Source organism: Streptomyces flavusporus (assembly GCF_046267975.1).
Taxonomy (GTDB): domain Bacteria; phylum Actinomycetota; class Actinomycetes; order Streptomycetales; family Streptomycetaceae; genus Streptomyces; species Streptomyces flavusporus.
Map to the genome: position 1 here is coordinate 4983021 of NZ_CP176503.1, position 17259 is coordinate 5000279.

The 17259-nt window shown below is 66.8% G+C and carries 15 protein-coding genes; 6 read left to right on the plus strand and 9 right to left on the minus strand.

Features of this window, described 5'->3' with window-relative positions; all coding sequences use genetic code 11:
* Positions 1-116 precede the first annotated feature (116 nt).
* Complete coding sequence (locus ACKTSN_RS23630; protein ID WP_409470944.1) at positions 117-1556, plus strand: CCA tRNA nucleotidyltransferase; 1440 nt, start codon at positions 117-119, stop codon at positions 1554-1556.
* A gap of 162 nt (positions 1557-1718) precedes the next feature.
* Here ACKTSN_RS23630 and ACKTSN_RS23635 read toward each other — a convergent pair whose 3' ends face one another.
* From ACKTSN_RS23635 to ACKTSN_RS23650, 4 genes are all read right to left on the minus strand, one after another.
* On the minus strand, positions 1719-2231 hold the full coding sequence (locus ACKTSN_RS23635; protein WP_409470945.1) for an LppU/SCO3897 family protein: 513 nt from the start codon (positions 2229-2231) through the stop codon (positions 1719-1721).
* A gap of 125 nt (positions 2232-2356) precedes the next feature.
* Positions 2357-3619 (minus strand): MFS transporter, encoded by a 1263-nt coding sequence (locus ACKTSN_RS23640; RefSeq protein ID WP_409470946.1) that lies wholly within the window; start codon positions 3617-3619, stop codon positions 2357-2359.
* Between the two features lie 77 nt (positions 3620-3696).
* Complete coding sequence (locus ACKTSN_RS23645; RefSeq protein ID WP_409470947.1) at positions 3697-4779, minus strand: inositol-3-phosphate synthase; 1083 nt, start codon at positions 4777-4779, stop codon at positions 3697-3699.
* Positions 4780-4824: 45 nt separating this feature from the next.
* Positions 4825-5508, minus strand: a complete 684-nt coding sequence (locus ACKTSN_RS23650; protein ID WP_129798826.1) for a PadR family transcriptional regulator — start codon at positions 5506-5508, stop codon at positions 4825-4827.
* Positions 5509-6314: 806 nt separating this feature from the next.
* Between ACKTSN_RS23650 and ACKTSN_RS23655 the strand changes: the two genes are divergently transcribed.
* A complete protein-coding gene (locus ACKTSN_RS23655; RefSeq protein WP_409470948.1) occupies positions 6315-8594 on the plus strand; it encodes a transglycosylase domain-containing protein in 2280 nt (759 codons plus the stop codon).
* A gap of 68 nt (positions 8595-8662) precedes the next feature.
* Here the strand turns inward: ACKTSN_RS23655 and ACKTSN_RS23660 are convergent, their stop codons facing one another.
* Positions 8663-9604, minus strand: a complete 942-nt coding sequence (locus ACKTSN_RS23660; protein ID WP_409470949.1) for a hypothetical protein — start codon at positions 9602-9604, stop codon at positions 8663-8665.
* Between the two features lie 75 nt (positions 9605-9679).
* Entirely contained in the window at positions 9680-10090 is a 411-nt protein-coding gene (locus ACKTSN_RS23665) for a peptidase inhibitor family I36 protein (RefSeq protein ID WP_409470950.1), read from the minus strand.
* A 335-nt stretch (positions 10091-10425) separates the two neighbouring features.
* Between ACKTSN_RS23665 and ACKTSN_RS23670 the strand changes: the two genes are divergently transcribed.
* Positions 10426-11949 (plus strand): glycosyltransferase family 87 protein, encoded by a 1524-nt coding sequence (locus tag ACKTSN_RS23670; RefSeq protein ID WP_409470951.1) that lies wholly within the window; start codon positions 10426-10428, stop codon positions 11947-11949.
* A 65-nt stretch (positions 11950-12014) separates the two neighbouring features.
* The gene (locus ACKTSN_RS23675) at positions 12015-13163 is read left to right on the plus strand and encodes a restriction endonuclease (protein ID WP_409470952.1); all 1149 of its coding nucleotides are present in this window, start codon (positions 12015-12017) and stop codon (positions 13161-13163) included.
* 157 nt (positions 13164-13320) lie between these two features.
* Here the strand turns inward: ACKTSN_RS23675 and ACKTSN_RS23680 are convergent, their stop codons facing one another.
* From ACKTSN_RS23680 to ACKTSN_RS23690, 3 genes are all read right to left on the minus strand, one after another.
* The gene (locus tag ACKTSN_RS23680; RefSeq protein ID WP_409470953.1) at positions 13321-14352 is read right to left on the minus strand and encodes an alanine racemase; all 1032 of its coding nucleotides are present in this window, start codon (positions 14350-14352) and stop codon (positions 13321-13323) included.
* A gap of 74 nt (positions 14353-14426) precedes the next feature.
* Positions 14427-15548, minus strand: a complete 1122-nt coding sequence (gene femX, locus ACKTSN_RS23685) for a peptidoglycan bridge formation glycyltransferase FemX (protein ID WP_224737697.1) — start codon at positions 15546-15548, stop codon at positions 14427-14429.
* A gap of 174 nt (positions 15549-15722) precedes the next feature.
* Positions 15723-16034, minus strand: coding sequence for a hypothetical protein (locus tag ACKTSN_RS23690; protein WP_409470954.1), 312 nt, complete (start codon positions 16032-16034; stop codon positions 15723-15725).
* A 263-nt stretch (positions 16035-16297) separates the two neighbouring features.
* Here ACKTSN_RS23690 and rpsF point away from each other — a divergent pair, with 263 nt between their 5' ends.
* Both rpsF and ACKTSN_RS23700 read left to right on the plus strand, forming a co-directional pair.
* On the plus strand, positions 16298-16588 hold the full coding sequence (gene rpsF, locus ACKTSN_RS23695; RefSeq protein ID WP_224737695.1) for a 30S ribosomal protein S6: 291 nt from the start codon (positions 16298-16300) through the stop codon (positions 16586-16588).
* 77 nt (positions 16589-16665) lie between these two features.
* Positions 16666-17241 carry a single-stranded DNA-binding protein gene (locus ACKTSN_RS23700; protein ID WP_409470955.1) on the plus strand — a complete coding sequence of 192 codons (576 nt, stop codon included), beginning with the start codon at positions 16666-16668 and terminating at the stop codon, positions 17239-17241.
* Positions 17242-17259 lie beyond the last annotated feature (18 nt).

Consider the following 17259-nt stretch of genomic DNA (forward strand, 5'->3'; position numbering starts at 1 on the left):
AAGAGGAACGCCTGCGTACGTCGTGAGGGATGACCTTGTGCCCGTATCGACGGTGGTGTTCGCGTGCGATCAATCGAGGCGCTCGCGGTCGTCCGGGCCACGTACCCTCTTCTGTTGTGCCGAACGCCAACGATGACACCAGTGCCCTGAGCCAGGTGCGGCACCGCGCGGTGAGTGAGCCGCTGCGGGTCGCCCCGGTCGCCGACGACCTCGCCCGCCGCTTCCAGGAGACGGGATTCTCACTTGCCCTGGTCGGCGGCTCGGTCCGGGATGCGCTGCTGGGCCGGCTCGGCAACGACCTGGACTTCACAACCGACGCCCGCCCCGAGGACGTTCTGAAGATCGTGCGGCCGTGGGCGGACTCCGTGTGGGACGTGGGCATCGCCTTCGGCACGGTCGGTGCCCAGAAGGACGGCTTCCAGATCGAGGTGACCACCTACCGGTCTGAGGCGTACGACCGGACGTCGCGCAAGCCCGAGGTGTCGTACGGCGACTCCATCGAGGAGGACCTCGTCCGGCGTGACTTCACCGTGAACGCGATGGCCGTCGCGCTCCCGGAGAACAAGTTCATCGATCCGTACGGCGGGCGGGACGATCTGGCGGCGCGGGTCCTGCGCACTCCGGGCACGCCCGAGGAGTCCTTCTCGGACGACCCGCTTCGGATGATGCGGGCGGCCCGTTTCGCGGCCCAGCTCGATTTCGAGGTGGCCCCCGAGGTCGTCGCGGCGATGAAGGAGATGGCCGGGCGCATCGAGATCGTCTCGGCCGAGCGGGTGCGGGACGAGCTGAACAAGCTGATCCTCTCCGCCCGCCCGCGCAAGGGGCTGGCTCTGCTGGTCGACACCGGGATCGCCGATCATGTGCTGCCGGAACTGCCGGCGCTGCGGCTGGAGCGTGACGAGCACCACCGCCACAAGGACGTCTACGACCACACCCTGATCGTCCTGGAGCAGGCGATCGCGCTGGAGGAGAACGGCCCGGACCTGATCCTCCGCCTGGCTGCGCTGCTGCACGACATCGGCAAGCCGCGGACCCGCCGCTTCGAGAAGGACGGCCGGGTCTCGTTCCACCACCACGAGGTGGTCGGGGCGAAGATGACCAAGAAGCGCATGACGGCCCTGAAGTACTCCAACGAACTGGTGAAGGACGTCTCACGCCTGGTCGAGCTCCACCTCCGCTTCCACGGCTACGGGACCGGGGAGTGGACCGACTCCGCGGTCCGGCGTTACGTAAGGGACGCGGGGCACCTTCTCGACCGTCTGCACAAGCTGACCCGCTCGGACTGCACGACGCGGAACAAGCGCAAGGCGGCGGCGCTGTCGCGGGCGTACGACGGTCTGGAGAAGCGGATCGCCCAGTTGCAGGAGCAGGAGGAACTGGACGCCATCCGGCCCGCCCTGGACGGCAACCAGATCATGGAGATCCTGGGTATCAAGCCTGGTCCTGCTGTGGGTCGCGCCTACAAGCACATGCTGGAACTGCGCCTGGAGAACGGGCCCATGGAGCACGATGCGGCTGTCGCGGCGCTCAAGGAGTGGTGGGCCGCGCAGGGCTGAGGTGGTGAAACGGGGTCATGTTTCACGTGAAACATGACCCCGCAACCTTGCGGACGAGCCCTACGGGAAACGGCGCCGCATCGTGGTGTTGATGCGGCGCCGTGCGGCAGTCCCGACGATGTTTCACGTGAAACATCGTTCCGTGGAACCGGCTGCTTCAGATCAGACCTCAGTGAGGCACAGGAGGAATTCTTCCCCGTCGCCCGTCTCGGCGTAGAAGCCAGTGGCCTCGTCAACCTTGCGGCACTCGGTCTCGGCGGTGAGCTCCGTGTAGTGGCCGGGGACCTTCTTGAGGACCTTGACCTCGGCCTCCGAGGAGGTGCAGTCCACGACCTCCATGCGGTCCGAGGACGACGATGCGGACTTGAGGCAGTCGCCCACCGCGGCCTGATCGGCGTCGTCCCGGCTCGCGATCCAACCGCCGATGACTGCGGTCAGGACGGCGATGACGATGGCGACGTTCTTGATCGTCTTGAAGCTGAACCGGCGCCGGGGCTGCTCCGGCGGGACCGGGGCATACGGGGCCCCCTGCTGGGGGAAGCCGGGCTGGCCGGGCTGCTGGGGGTAGCCGCCCTGCGGCGGGTACGGGGCCTGGGGCTGGCCCTGCGCGTAAGGGTTCTGGCCTTGCGGCTGGCCTTGCGCGAACGGGTTGCCCTGGGGCGGCGGAGTTGTCACTTGGGGGTCCCCCTAGAACGTAGGTGTGCGGCGCGCAGCAGGCGCGCGCATAAGCCTCACGTAAGTTATCGGGCCCCACTGACAACTCCGCAGCCGGGCGTGACTCTGTGGCACTGGTGTGACACTTACCGGAGTTCAAAGCGGGCCATAGCCACTGCAACCGCTCCGTAGAGCGCGGCCACCGTGAGTACCAGGTGCACCGAGCGCCCGTCCGGCGGCAGCATCAGCGCAGCTATGCCGGCGGCGCCGACGAAGGCGATGTTGAAGAGGACGTCGTAGAGGGAGAAGATCCGGCCGCGGAAGCCGTCGTCGACCGACGACTGCACGATCGTGTCCGTGGAGATCTTTGCGCCCTGCGTGGTGAGGCCCAGGACGAAGGCCGCGACCAGGACAGGGGCGGTGGCGAACGGGAGGCCGAGGGCGGGCTCCAGGACGGCAGCGGATGCCGCGCAGACGACGATCCAGCGTCCGGGGCCGAACCGTCCCGCGGCCCAGGGGGTCAGCACGGCCGCCGCGAAGAAGCCGGCGCCGGAGATTCCCACCGCCAGCCCCAGCAGGGCGAGTCCGTCGTCCGTGTTCCTGGTCAGGGCGTACCGGCAGAGCATCAGCAGCATGACCGTCAGGGCGCCGTAGCAGAACCGCATCAGCGTCATCGACGCAAGCGCCCAGGCGGCGTCCCGGCGTATCGGCGCGGCGAGATGGCGTACTCCGGCCACGAGATCACGGGCGGTTCCGGAGAGCGCCGCCGCCAGGCGTGGCTGCACCAGATCACGGTCCGGACCCAGCAGGTCCCGGGCGATGCGCAGGGACGCCAGCGCCGAGCACAGATACAGCGCGGCGCCCACCAGTACCACGACGGCATCCGAGTCCGCGATCAGCAGCCGTACGACGAAGGCGAGGCCGCCGCCCGCGGTCGCGGCGAGGGTACCGGCCGTCGGGGACAGGGAGTTGGCCATGACCAGGCGGTCCTTGTCGACCACGCGGGGCAGCGCGGCGGACAGGCCGGCGAGGACGAAGCGGTTCACGGCGGTGACGCACAGGGCGGAGACGTAGAAGAGCCAGTCCGGGACGTGGCTGAGCATCAGCACCGCCGTCGCCGACGCCAGCAGGGCGCGCAGCAGGTTGCCGTACAGAAAGACCTGCCGGCGACGCCAGCGGTCCAGCAGGACGCCGGCGAAGGGGCCCACCAGGGAGTACGGGAGGAGCAGCACCGCCATGGCCGAGGCGATCGCGGCGGCCGAGGTCTGCTTCTCCGGGGAGAAGACGACGTAGGTCGCGAGCCCGACCTGGTAGACGCCGTCGGCGCCCTGGGAGAGAAGCCGTACGGCGAGCAGGCGCCGGAAGTCCCGGAATCGGAGCAGGATGCGCAGATCGCGCACGACGGCCATGGGCACAGCCTCACATACGGGGAGGGTCCCCGGGGAAGTGCCCCGGGGACCCTCAACTGACCGCGAAAGGGGTCGACTTAGCGCTCGACCTCGCCCTTGATGAACTTCTCGACGTTCTCGCGTGCCTCGTCGTCGAAGTACTGGACCGGCGGGGACTTCATGAAGTAGCTCGACGCGGAGAGGATCGGGCCGCCGATGCCGCGGTCCTTGGCGATCTTCGCGGCGCGCAGGGCGTCGATGATGACACCGGCGGAGTTCGGGGAGTCCCAGACCTCCAGCTTGTACTCCAGGTTCAGCGGAACGTCACCGAAGGCGCGGCCCTCGAGGCGGACGTACGCCCACTTGCGGTCGTCGAGCCAGGCGACGTAGTCGGACGGGCCGATGTGGACGTTCTTCTCGCCGAGCTCCCGGTCGGGGATCTGCGAGGTGACGGCCTGCGTCTTGGAGATCTTCTTGGACTCCAGGCGCTCGCGCTCGAGCATGTTCTTGAAGTCCATGTTGCCGCCGACGTTCAGCTGCATCGTGCGGTCCAGGATGACGCCCCGGTCCTCGAACAGCTTCGCCATGACGCGGTGCGTGATCGTGGCGCCCACCTGCGACTTGATGTCGTCGCCGACGATCGGGACGCCGGCCTCGGTGAACTTGTCCGCCCACTCCTTGGTGCCGGCGATGAAGACCGGGAGGGCGTTGACGAAGGCGACCTTGGCGTCGATGGCGCACTGGGCGTAGTACTTCGCCGCGTCCTCGGAGCCGACGGGCAGGTAGCAGACGAGGACGTCGACCTGCTTGTCCTTGAGGACCTGGACGATGTCGACCGGCTCCTCGGCGGACTCCTCGATGGTCTCGCGGTAGTACTTGCCGAGGCCGTCGAGGGTGTGGCCGCGCTGGACGGTCACACCGGTGTTCGGCACGTCGCAGATCTTGATGGTGTTGTTCTCGGAGGCGCCGATGGCGTCCGCGAGGTCGAGGCCGACCTTCTTCGCGTCGACATCGAACGCGGCGACGAACTCCACGTCACGAACGTGGTAGTCACCGAACTGGACGTGCATCAGGCCGGGGACCTTGGACGCCGGGTCGGCGTCCTTGTAGTACTCGACTCCCTGCACCAGCGACGCGGCGCAGTTGCCGACGCCGACGATGGCTACGCGAACCGAACCCATTCCGGTTGCTCCCTGTGTGTACTCGGTGAGGCCCTGACGGGAACCTCACATGGCGGTGTCGTCGGGCGAATCCGGCCGGGAGGTGTCCCCGGGCCGGGGCAGGTCGCCCGACGCTCCAGATGTGGTGTCCTGCTGAGCGGGCCCCCCGGTGGCGGAACCACGAAGGTCCCGCCCGGCCCGCTCGCTCTCGATGAGCTCGTTCAGCCAGCGCACTTCGCGCTCCACGGACTCCATTCCGTGGCGCTGGAGCTCAAGGGTGTAGTCGTCGAGGCGCTCCCGGGTGCGGGCCAGGGAGGCCCGCATCTTCTCCAGCCGCTCCTCCAGCCGGCTGCGGCGGCCCTCCAGTACGCGCATGCGTACGTCACGGGAGGTCTGGCCGAAGAAGGCGAACCGGGCGGCGAAGTGCTCGTCCTCGTACGCGTCGGGGCCCGTCTGCGCGAGCAGCTGCTCGAAGTGCTCCTTACCTTCCGCCGTCAGCCGATAGACGATCTTGGCGCGGCGTCCGGTCAGTGGGGCGGCGAGGGCGTCCTCGGATGTGTTCCCCGGTTCCTCGATCAACCAGCCGTTGGCCACCAGCGTCTTGAGGCAGGGATAGAGCGTCCCGTAGCTGAACGCACGGAACACGCCCAGTGACGTATTGAGTCGTTTGCGCAGCTCGTAGCCGTGCATCGGTGACTCGCGGAGCAGGCCGAGTACGGCGAACTCGAGGATCCCGGAACGCCGGCTCATCGTCGCCCCCTCTCTGCTGCGGTCGGGCCGTCACGGTCTTTATGCCGTGCTGATGTATCGACTCGATACATCAGCACGATAGAACGGTGTTGTGGATGCGACAAGAGCGTGGACGGTGAACGGGATCACATCACTGATTCGTTGCAAGTAAGTTGCCTGATTTGGGGTGAACTTCAGGGCTAGGTCGGTTTTGTGGCTGCGTAGTCTGTGCGGCATGCACACCACCGGGAACCGAGTTGCGTCTGGGGGCGTCCTCGTCCTCGGTGCAGTACGGGTGAATGCGGAACCGACCACATCCGTACTTCGGGGGGACCGGAAACCAGCCGCCGTTTCCAGGCGCGCCAGGGTGCGCCTGCCCTAGGAGTAGTCGTTCGATGAGCGAGCACCGTCGCAAACCGCCGCAGCCGCAGGAAGGCGGACGTGCCGCGGCCCGACGCGGCCAGTCCGGTGCGTCCTCCGGCCGCCGTGCGGCACCGCGAGGCGCCACCGGGTCCCCATCCGACTCTTACGGGTCGGGTTCCCCCGGGCCGGGAGGCGAAGAGCGGCCGTACGGCGGCCGCGCCGAGGCCCGGCGCGCAACACAGAGAAGCGCTGGTGGCCGCCGCAGAGCGGCGGACCCCGGCCGGGGAAGCCGACGTGCCGGCCCCGGCGGTCCGAACGGACCGGGGCGTGGGCGCGCGGAGGCCCCCGGCAGAAAACGGCTCGTCGACTATCCGCGCGCGGGACGGTACGGCTGGCGCCGCTGGGTGCCCTCCTGGAAGCTGGTCTCCGGGCTGTGCCTTGCCTTCTTCGGCAGCCTGGTGGCCGTGGCCGGCATCGGATACGCCATGGTGGGCGTGCCGAACGTCGCGGACACCGCGAAGGCGCAGAACAACGTCTACTACTGGGCGGACGACACCGAGATGGTGTCGACGGGCGGCGAGACGAACCGGCAGATCATCAACCTGTCGCAGATCCCGAAGGACATGCAGAACGCCGTCATCTCCCAGGAGAACAAGACCTTCCTGACCGACAGCGGCATCGACCCGATGGGCATCGCACGAGCCGTGTACAACATGGCTCGGGGCGGCAACACGCAGGGCGGCTCGACCATCACCCAGCAGTACGTGAAGAACGCGATGCTGGACGACCAGACGCAGACGATCACCCGTAAGTTCAAGGAGCTGTTCGTCTCCATCAAGGTGGGCGCCTCGGTCGACAAGGACGAGATCATGGAGGGCTACCTGAACTCCGCCTACTACGGCCGCAACGCCTACGGCATCCAGGCCGCCGCGCGCGCGTACTTCAACAAGGACGCCATCGAGCTGAACGCGGGCGAGTGCGCGTTCCTGGCGGCCACGCTCAAGGGCGCCACGTACTACGACCCGGCGGGCGCGCGGTCCATCGACCCGGTCGGTGCCACCCCCGAGGCCAACCAGAAGCGGGCACTGCGCCAGATGCAGGACACCCTGGGCAAGATGGTCGAGTACGGCCACCTGGACGCCGCTGAACGTGCCAAGCACACGAAGCTTCCCAAGGTCCAGAACCCACGCTTCAACACCGCGCTGAGCGGCCAGATCGGCTATCTCGTCGACCTGGCCAACGCCTACCTCGTCAACAACAGCGACACGACCGGCGTCACCGAGCGGAAGCTGCGGGAGGGCGGGCTCTCGATCTACACGACCTTCGACAAGAAGAAGGTCAAGGAGCTCGAGACCGCGGTGAAGAAGGTCCAAAAGGCGAACATCAAGCCCAAGGAACGGCCCGAGACGGACACGCACGTCCAGTTCGGCGGAGCCTCCGTGGACCCGGACACAGGCGCCATCGTGGCCATCTACGGCGGTGAGGACGCGACCAAGCACTTCACCAACAACGCCGACCAGACCGGTGCCCAGGTCGGTTCGACGTTCAAGCCGTTCGTGCTGGCGGCGGCGATGAAGTGGGGCGTGCGCGATCCGGATCTGGAAGAGGTGCAGGCACAGGACGAGCGGACCAAGGTGTCCCCGAAGAGCCTGTACAGCGGCAAGAACAAGCTCAAGATCAAGGACTACGACGGGTCGGTCTGGCGGAACGAGAAGGGTGAGGAGTGGCTGCAGGTCAACGACGGTGACAAGTCGGAGGGCAGCCCGCCGAACTACCAGATCGACCTCCGTGAGGCGATGAGGGTCTCGGCGAACTCTGCCTTCGTCCAACTCGGCATGGATGTCGGTCTGGACAAGGTCAAGGAGGCCGCCCTGGACGCGGGCATCCTGGAGAGCAGCCTGTCGGGCACCGACTACCCGACGTTCTCGATCGGTACCTCCGACCCCAGCGCGATCCGCATGGCGGGCTCGTACGCCACCCTCGCGTCGAGCGGCAAGCAGCGTGATCCGTTCTCCGTCACGAAGGTCACAGACAAGGACGGCACGCTCTTCGAGCACGAGGACAAGGCCGAGCAGGCCTTCAGCTCGCAGGTGGCCGACAACGTCACCGACGTGCTGAAGACCGTGGTCGAGGACGGTACGGGTACCAACGCCCAGCTGACGGGTCGTGAGGTGGCCGGCAAGACCGGTACCACCGACGGCAACAAGTCGGCCTGGTTCGTCGGCTACACCCCGCAGTTGTCGACCGCGATCAGCATGTTCCGGTATCCCGACGACGAGACCATGAAGAACCGCACGTTCCTCGAGATGTACGGAACGGGTGGACAGGAGTCGATTCACGGTGCCTCGTTCCCTGCCCAGATCTGGCACGACTACATGGAGCAGGCGCTGAAGGGCGAGAAGGCCGAGAAGTTCCCGACCCCCGAGCCCATTGGCGAGGTGGTCAACGACGTTCCGCCCCCGACCCCCACTCCCACGGTCACCGAGACCGAGGAGGAGGAGAGCCCGACGCCGACCCCGACGCCCAGCGAGTCGCTGATCACTCCCACCCCTTCGGTGACGGAGACCTGCGGCTTCTTCGGCTGTGAAGAAACCGATGGAGGCAACGACAACGGCGGTGCCGATGTCGGAGGCACGGACGGCGGTGTGACCACATCACCGACGCCTACGGATACGGGCGGGGACAGCGGCAACGGCAACGGCAACGGCAACGGAGGGGGCATCTTCGGGGGTACGGAGAGCTGACGCCTGAGGCGTACGTGGCAAGGGCCCCGGTCATGCGATGACACGACCGGGGCCCTTGCCATGCGGCGTCAGTTCCCCAGTATTTCTCCGGCCAAGCGGACCTGGGCGCTGATCTTCCGCTGCACGGGTTCGAGCTGCTTGAGGTTCTCGGCGATCATCTTCTGCTGGTAGGTCTTGTCGGAGGCATACCAGGTTCCTACGACGTTGTACTCCTTCTTGCACTTCGCGTCGGCCGTCGCCACCCGCTTCTCCGCTTCCGTGGCGGATGTGCTCTGCTTCCATTCCGGGTCGTTGTTGGCCGCTATTGGGTCGGTGTAGCGGTAATCCTCCTGCTTCATGCATGCCGACCATTCCTTGAAGACCGCCCGTACCTCCTTGCTCTTGTAGGAGTAGTCCCAGCTTGCCGCGTTGATGCCGTTGGAGATTTCCGCGTCCCCGCCGCCTCCGTCCTTCTCCGTGTCGTGCAGCGCTCGTCGGGCTTCGCCGACACAGCCGTCCTTCGGCACACTCTTGCTCTTGTATGCGAAAGGCTTGCCGGTGCCCTGAAGAATTTTCTTGAATGTCTTTGTCGTCGGCGCCCGCGTCGCTTCAGCGGCTGCGACCTCCTCACTTCCCTTGGGCCGGTATCCGAAGCGCGTCGCGTCCGAGACGCTGGTGACGCCATAGCGAAGAGCAGTCATGGATTCGGGCTGGAAGGATGATTCCGGCGCGGGCGCCTCGTAGGTGAAGCCGAAGCGCTTCATACAGTCGGTGATCACCTGTTCCTTCGCTGCGACTATCCGCTGCCGCTGGGCGTCAGTGAACATGTACGACTCGATCGGCAGCGTCATGCGCGTTGCCGTCGTGATCTTCGGCACCGTCGTGGGCTTCGACGCCTGGGGTTCCTTCTGGTCAGCCGTGCAGGCGCAGCAAGCGATCAGCAGAAGGCCGATCGACGCGTCTTTCATCCGGGCGCGTATGCGGGGGCGGATTCTTTCTGGAGCGGGCATGGTCCATTCCCAGGGCTTCATGGCAGTGGAAAGCGGCCCTTGGGGAATCCAAGGGCCGCTGGCAGTGCAGTGGCTGACGAGGTCAGCCGGGTTGGACTAGAGGTGTCGACCGGACGCGTTCTCGTTCTTCAGCTGGCTGTTCAGGTTTGCCCAGCTGTTGCCGCCGATCGTCTGGTAGACGCCTGCGTAGTTGCTGTTGTAGTAGACGCGGTAGCCACCCGGGTCATTTCCGGAGCTGATGGAGGCGGCGTTGTTCTTCACGTACTGCAGGTATCCGTTCTGCCCGCCGGTGCCCGACTGGGTGTAGTAGAACTTCCACGTGCCGTAGTCGGCAATGTCATCGCCGTTGTCAATGGCGGACGCGCCACCCAGGTCGGAGTTGTAGTAGAGGCAGGCGGACTGGTCGGGGCAATCCTGCGCGCTGTCCGCCATGGCAGTGCCGGCCGAGCCGATTGTGAAGACGACCGTGCTCACGAGCGCGGCCGCGAGCAGATACTTTGCCTTCATTACCATCCCTTAGCTGTTCCTAGATCGGCGTGCCGACCGGATTTGATCTTGCTGGCCGGATCAAAGTAACCCAGTGATCGTGATTTCCGCCAGGGTGCCCTGTTCTTCTGGCTCAGTCTCGACGGTGGCGCAGTGTTCGTCTGATTTCATATTTCCGTCGCAAGGACGGTGATCCGGGCAATTCCGGGGTCTCATTTTGTTGTGGAATTGGATCTAAAAAGCGTTTTTAACAGGGAGATGGGTCGCGTGGCTGAAAAACTCCTGTGCTTCCGCTGTGCGATACGTCCATCAGGTGCGACGGCCGCCCCGGCGCACTCCCAGCCGGATACGGCAGGATGTGCCCCATGCCCAGTGCAGAAACGACGCAAGCGAGCGCGCATGAGCCGGACCAGGTGCGGCCCACCACGGCCGACGAGGTCGCTGCGAGCGGCAGTGAGCTGATCGGCGGCCCCATCGGGCGGCGCGCCCTGCTCGGGACGTCCTGGTGGATGCCCGTACGGGTGATCGCTCTCGTGGCGATCGGGATGTTCGTCCTCGGACTGGTCCAGAAGGCGCCCTGCTACAACGGCGGCTGGTTCTTCGGCGCCAGTTCGCAGTACACGCACGCGTGCTACTCGGACATTCCGCACCTCTACAACGGGCGCGGTTTCGCCGATGGGCTCGTGCCGTACTTCGACAAGCTCCCCGGCGACATGGAGTACCTCGAGTACCCGGTGCTGACCGGTGTGTTCATGGAGGTGGCCGCCTGGCTCACGCCCGGCAGCGGCAGCATCCAGGACCAGGAGCAGTGGTACTGGATGGCCAACGCCGGGATGCTGATGGTCTGTGCGGCCGTCATCGCCGTGTGCGTGACCCGGACCCACGCCCGGCGCCCCTGGGACGGCCTGCTGGTCGCCCTGGCGCCCGCCTTCGCGCTGACCGCCACCATCAACTGGGACCTGCTGGCGGTCGCCCTGACGGCCGCGGCGATGCTGATGTGGTCCAGGGGTCGCTCCCTCGCCTTCGGCGTCCTCCTGGGGCTCGCCACGGCCGCCAAGCTCTATCCTGTCTTCCTGCTGGGACCTCTGTTCGTGCTGTGCTGGCGCGCCGGCAAATGGCGGGACTTCGGCAAGGCGCTGGGAGGCGCGGCCGTCGCCTGGCTGGTGGTCAACGGTCCTGTGATGCTCTTCGCCTTCGAGGGCTGGTCGAAGTTCTACACGTTCAGCCAGGAACGGGGCGTCGACTTCGGGTCCTTCTGGCTGATCATGGCCCAGAACTCCAGTGACCCGCTCAGCACCGAGACCGTCAACACCCTTGCCACGCTCCTGATGCTGCTGTGCTGCGTCGGCATCGCCGTGCTCACGTTCACGGGGCCGCGCCGCCCGCGGTTCGCCCAGCTCGCCTTCCTGATCGTCGCGGCGTTCATCCTCACCAACAAGGTCTACTCGCCGCAGTACGTCCTGTGGCTGGTCCCCCTGGCCGCGCTGGCCCGGCCCAAATGGCGGGACTTCCTGATCTGGCAGGCGTGTGAGGTCGCGTACTTCCTGGGGATCTGGCTGTACCTCGCGTACACGACCAGCGGTGACGCCCACAAGGGGCTGCCGACCGACGGCTACCACTGGGCGATCGGGGTGCACCTGCTGGGGACTCTGTACCTGTGCGTCATGGTGGTGCGCGACATCCTCATGCCGGACCGGGACCCGGTGCGGCGGGCCGGCGGGGACGATCCCTCGGGCGGGGTGCTCGACGGGGCGCAGGACGTGTTCGTGCTCGGCCCCGCGGCCCATCCCCCGCGCCACACTGCGCACATGAACGACGGCTCCTACGTCCAGTGGGGTGCACATTCCAGCAGAACGGGTCGTTCCGCCACCAATGAGTGAACCGGTGCAAATCTCGCACAGATGAGCCTCCGTCGATCTTACTTTCTGCTACGGAGGTGATCGCTGTGAGCGAACAGCGCTGGTCGTCCACCAGGACGGCCGAAGAAGACCACGCGGACCACGCGAGCGGGGCATACCCGAAAGTCTTCGCCCAGTGGAAGGACAACAAGGAGGCCATCGAGGGCGTACTCCTCGAATCCCCGACGCTACGCAGCCAGATGGCGCAGCGGACGGACGTCCTGGAGCGGGTCGGGGAACTCCGGCTGCTGCCGGACGGGGTGCACGCGACGAGTGCCATGGTCGCGGAGTACTACGAGGTAAGTGGGAACGTCATCTGGGCGATGGTTCACGACCACCGGGATGAGTTCGAATCGAACGGCTATCACACAGTGACTGGCCCGCAACTGACTTACTTCAAGCAAGTCAGTGGGATCCGGTCCCGCGCCCGCTCCCTCGCCCTGTTCACACGCCGCACCATCCTGAACACCGGAATGCTGCTGCGCGACAGCGTCATCGCACGTCAGGTGCGGTACGAGCTGCTCAACGACGCCCAGGACGCCCGCCCACAGCCTGTGGAAAACCTGTCCACCGTGCCGAGCGGGGAGGAGAGCCTGGACGCCCGGATCGTCCGCATCACCGAGCGCACCGTCTCCTCGATCCTGTCCCGGACCGTCATCCCGATGCAGAACGCGATGATCGAGACCTGCTCGGAACTGCGCCGCGACGTGAACCGGCTTCGGGAGGACGTCGACGCCATGAAAGCGACCCTGTACGAGGCGGCGCCCGGTACGCCGCGGCCGGAACTGGCGAGTCTGATGCCCGCTGTCGACGTCATGAGCTGGAAGCAGTTCGAGCAGCGCGTCGCTGAGCTGTGCCGTCGGGACGGCTGTACGGATGTCGTCGTCACCGGTGGAAAGGGCGACCTGGGCGCGGACGTCATCGCCCTGCTGCCGGACGGAAGGCGGCTGGTGATCCAGTGCAAGCGGCAGGCCGCCCACCGCGCCGTCACCACCGCCGACATGCAGCAGTTCATCGGAGCCGCACGGCCCGAACACCGCGCCGACATCGCGCTCTACACCGTGACTTGCCGGTTCACCAAGAGCGCACTGGTCCTCGCCGCCCGGCACGGCATCACCGTCATGCCACGTGAACTCTTCGCGGCCTGGAACGCGGGGGCACGACTGGAGACGCTTTTGCTCAACGCAGCCGCCTGAACACGAGCGCAGGAAAGAGGAGGGGCTTGCCGCAAGGCGAATTTGCGGCAAGCCCCTCCGGCCTGGTGAGACCTCGTTGTGTACACCGGCGGGCAGCAGAGTGACTCAATCTCACTCTGTCACCGGGAACAGACTCGCTTGAAGAGAGTCTGTTGGCCTACTTGTCCACAAGCCGGTCGAACTGCGTCGTCGTATGCCGCAGATGAGCCACCAGCTCGTCGCCGACATTGGGTTCGGGGGCGTCGGCCGGTACGAACAGGATGGACACCTGCATGTGCGGCGGCTCGGCGAACCAGCGCTGCTTGCCGCCCCATACAAAGGGCGACAGATTCCGGTTGACCGTGGCGAGGCCGGCCCGGGCGACGCCCTTGGCGCGCGGCATGACGCCGTGCAGCGCCTTCGGGGCCTCCAGGCCCACCCCGTGCGACGTACCGCCCGCCACGACCACCAGGAAGCCGTCGGAGGCCGCCTTCTGCTGCCGGTAGCCGAAGCGGTCGCCCTTGGTGACGCGGGTGACGTCCAGGACCGCGCCGCGGTACTCGGTGGCCTCGTGGTCCCCCAGCCACAGCCGCGTGCCGATACGGGCGCGGAAGCGGGTCTGCGGGAACTGCTGCTGCAGCCGGGCGAGTTCGTCCGCCTTGAGGTGGCTGACGAACATCGTGTGCAGCGGCAGCCGGGCCGCACGCAGGCGGTCCATCCAGCCGATGACCTCCTCGACGGCGTCCGAGCCGTCGGTGCGGTCCAGCGGCAGGTGGATCGCGAAGCCCTCGAGACGGACGTTCTCTATGGCGGCGTGCAGCTGCGGCAGGTCCCGCTCGCTGATGCCGTGCCGCTTCATCGAGGACATCACCTCGATGACCACACGGGCGCCCACGAGGCCGTACACGCCGTCCACCGACGACACCGAGCGGATGACCCGGTCGGGCAGCGGCACCGGCTCCTCGCCGCGCCGGTACGGCGTCAGCACCAGCAGATCACCGCCGAACCAGTCCTTGATGCGCGCGGCTTCGTACGTCGTGCCGACGGCGAGGATGTCCGCGCTCAGCCGCGTGGCCTCCTCCGCCAGCCGCTCGTGCCCGAACCCGTAGCCGTTGCCCTTGCAGACCGGGACGAGCCCCGGGAACTGCTCCTGCACGTGCTTGTGGTGCGCCCGCCAGCGCGCGGTGTCGACGTAGAGCGTGAGCGCCATGGCCGGACCTGGAACCTTTCTCGTGGCTGCGGTGTATCAGAGGTGTGGAAGCTATCGAAGCAAACGTCCGGGGCTCAGCGGCGCGACATGTAGATGTCGAGCGCCTTGTGGAGCAGCTTGTTCAGTGGGAAGTCCCACTCGCCGAGGTATTCGGCGGCCTGCCCGCCCGTGCCGACCTTGAACTGGATCAGGCCGAAGAGGTGGTCGGTCTCGTCCAGCGAGTCGGAGATGCCGCGCAGGTCGTAGACGGTGGCACCGAGCGCGTAGGCGTCGCGCAGCATCCGCCACTGCATCGCGTTCGAGGGCCGGACCTCACGGCCGATGTTGTCGGAGGCGCCATAGGAGTACCAGACGTGCCCGCCGACGATCAGCATCGTCGCCGCCGACAGGTTCACGCCGTTGTGGCGGGCGAAGTACAACCGCATGCGGTTGGGGTCCTCGGTGTTGAGGGCCGTCCACATGCGCTGGAAGTACGCCAGCGGGCGCGGCCGGAAGTGGTCGCGCACAGCGGTGATCTCGTACAGCCGCTGCCACTCCTCGAGGTCGTGGTAGCCGCCCTGGACGACCTCGACACCCGCCTTCTCGGCCTTCTTGATGTTGCGGCGCCACAGCTGGTTGAAGTTCTTGTGCACCTCTTCCAGCGAGCGGTTCGCCAGCGGCACCTGAAAGACGTAACGAGGCTGTACGTCGCCGAAGCCGGCGCCTCCGTCCTCACCCTGCTGCCAGCCCATGCGGCGCAGCTTGTCGGCGACCTCGAAGGCGCGCGGCTCGATGAAGTCGGCCTCGATGTCACGCAGGCGCTTGACGTCGGGGTTCTGGATGCCCTGCTTGATGGACGAGGCCTCCCAGCGCCGGATGATCACCGGCGGGCCCATCTTCACGGAAAAGGCGCCCTGCTGCTTGAGGTGCGCCAGCATCGGCTGAATCCAGTCGTCGAGATTCGGCGCGAACCAGTTGATGACCGGACCCTCGGGGAGATAGGCGAGGTAGCGCTTGATCTTGGGAAGCTGGCGATAGAGAACCAGGCCCGCACCGACCAGCTCGCCGGTCCGCTCGTCGAACCAGCCGAGGTTCTCCGAGCGCCATTCCGCTTTGACGTCCGCCCAGGCCGGGACCTGCATGTGACTCGCCGACGGCAGGCTCTGGATATAGGCCAGATGCTGCTCGCGACTGATGGTCCTCAGGGTCAGGCTCATTCGGGGCGCTCCTCGGGCTGGTGTGTCCCCATGGGTACAGGGGCTCCGGCTCTCGCGCCGAAGCCTACTGCGCCCTGCGAGCGCCCCGACTGGGCACACGGGACTTCGCCCCGGCCTGTCGCGGCCGGGGCGGTGATCAGCGTGCCCCGAGGGGCTTTGTGCAGTGTCGGCCGGTCAGGAGAGGCCGCCGAAGAGGCCACCGTGGGCCATGCCCAGGAAGAAGCCGATGGCCGAGGCGCCGAGGCCCAGGATCAGTCCGGAGCGTTCGCGGGTCGTTTCCGAGATCCACAGCCCGTACGCGCCGGTCAAGATTCCCACCAGACCGGTCCACGAGCTCAGCAGATGCAGGCTGTGGGACATCGCCGTGATGAAGGAGACCGCTCCGAGTACCAGGGTCACCGCGAGCAGGGCGTCCTGGACGGGGTGGGGCCTGTCGTCCGTGGCGAAAAGGGATCCGGCGGTGTTGGGTCGCAATGCCTGTGCCATGGGGCACCTCCTGCGGAAGACGGCGGATCGTAGCGCCATACACACCCGATGTGTACAGATTGACGGTCCTCACGGCCGGATTTCAACCGGAAGCCGGTGTGCGGGTACTCTGTACCCTCTGCACCGGTGTCTGCCCAGGCCGCAGCCGGGAAGCCCGATCGGGTCCCCGATTGTCAGTGGCGGCCGATACCGTTGCGTACGCATCACAACCCTCCTGCCACGGAACGACCGTGGCCGCTGAGTCCAAAGGAGGTGGGTTCCACATGCGTCACTACGAGGTGATGGTCATCCTCGACCCCGATCTCGAGGAGCGCTCTGTCTCCCCGCTGATCGAGAACTTCCTTTCTGTCGTCCGTGACGGTGGCGGAAAGGTCGAGAAGGTCGACACCTGGGGCCGTCGTCGTCTCGCGTACGAGATCAAGAAGAAGCCCGAGGGCATCTACTCGGTCATCGACCTGCAGGCCGACCCTGCGGTCGTCAAGGAGCTCGACCGCCAGATGAACCTGAACGAGTCGGTCCTCCGGACCAAGGTCCTCCGTCCCGAGACCCACTGAGCTCTTCCGCTCAGCTGATCTCGGGATTCGAGTAGCAGCACAAGCAGCCAGCAGCACACCCGCCGAGAGGTTCCCCCATGGCAGGCGAGACCGTCATCACGGTCGTCGGCAATCTTGTCGATGACCCCGAGCTGCGCTTCACCCCGTCCGGTGCGGCGGTCGCGAAGTTCCGTGTCGCGTCCACCCCCCGCACCTTCGACCGCCAGACGAATGAGTGGAAGGACGGCGAAAGCCTCTTCCTGACCTGCTCGGTCTGGCGTCAGGCGGCGGAGAACGTCGCCGAGTCGCTCCAGCGAGGCATGCGCGTTGTCGTGCAGGGCCGGCTGAAGCAGCGGTCCTACGAGGACCGTGAGGGTGTCAAGCGCACGGTCTTCGAGCTGGACGTCGAGGAAGTCGGCCCCAGCCTGCGCAACGCCACGGCCAAGGTCACCAAGACCACCGGTCGTGGTGGCCAGGGCGGTTACGGCGGCGGTGCCGGCCAGCAGGGCGGCGGCTGGGGCGGTGGCCCCGGTGGCGGTCAGCAGGGTGGCGGCGCTCCTGCCGAAGACCCGTGGGCGACCGGCGCACCCGCCGGTGGCCAGCAGGGTGGCGGCGGCTGGGGCGGTGGCTCCGGCGGCAGCGGCGGCGGCTACTCGGACGAGCCCCCCTTCTGAGCCGTACGGCTTCAAGGG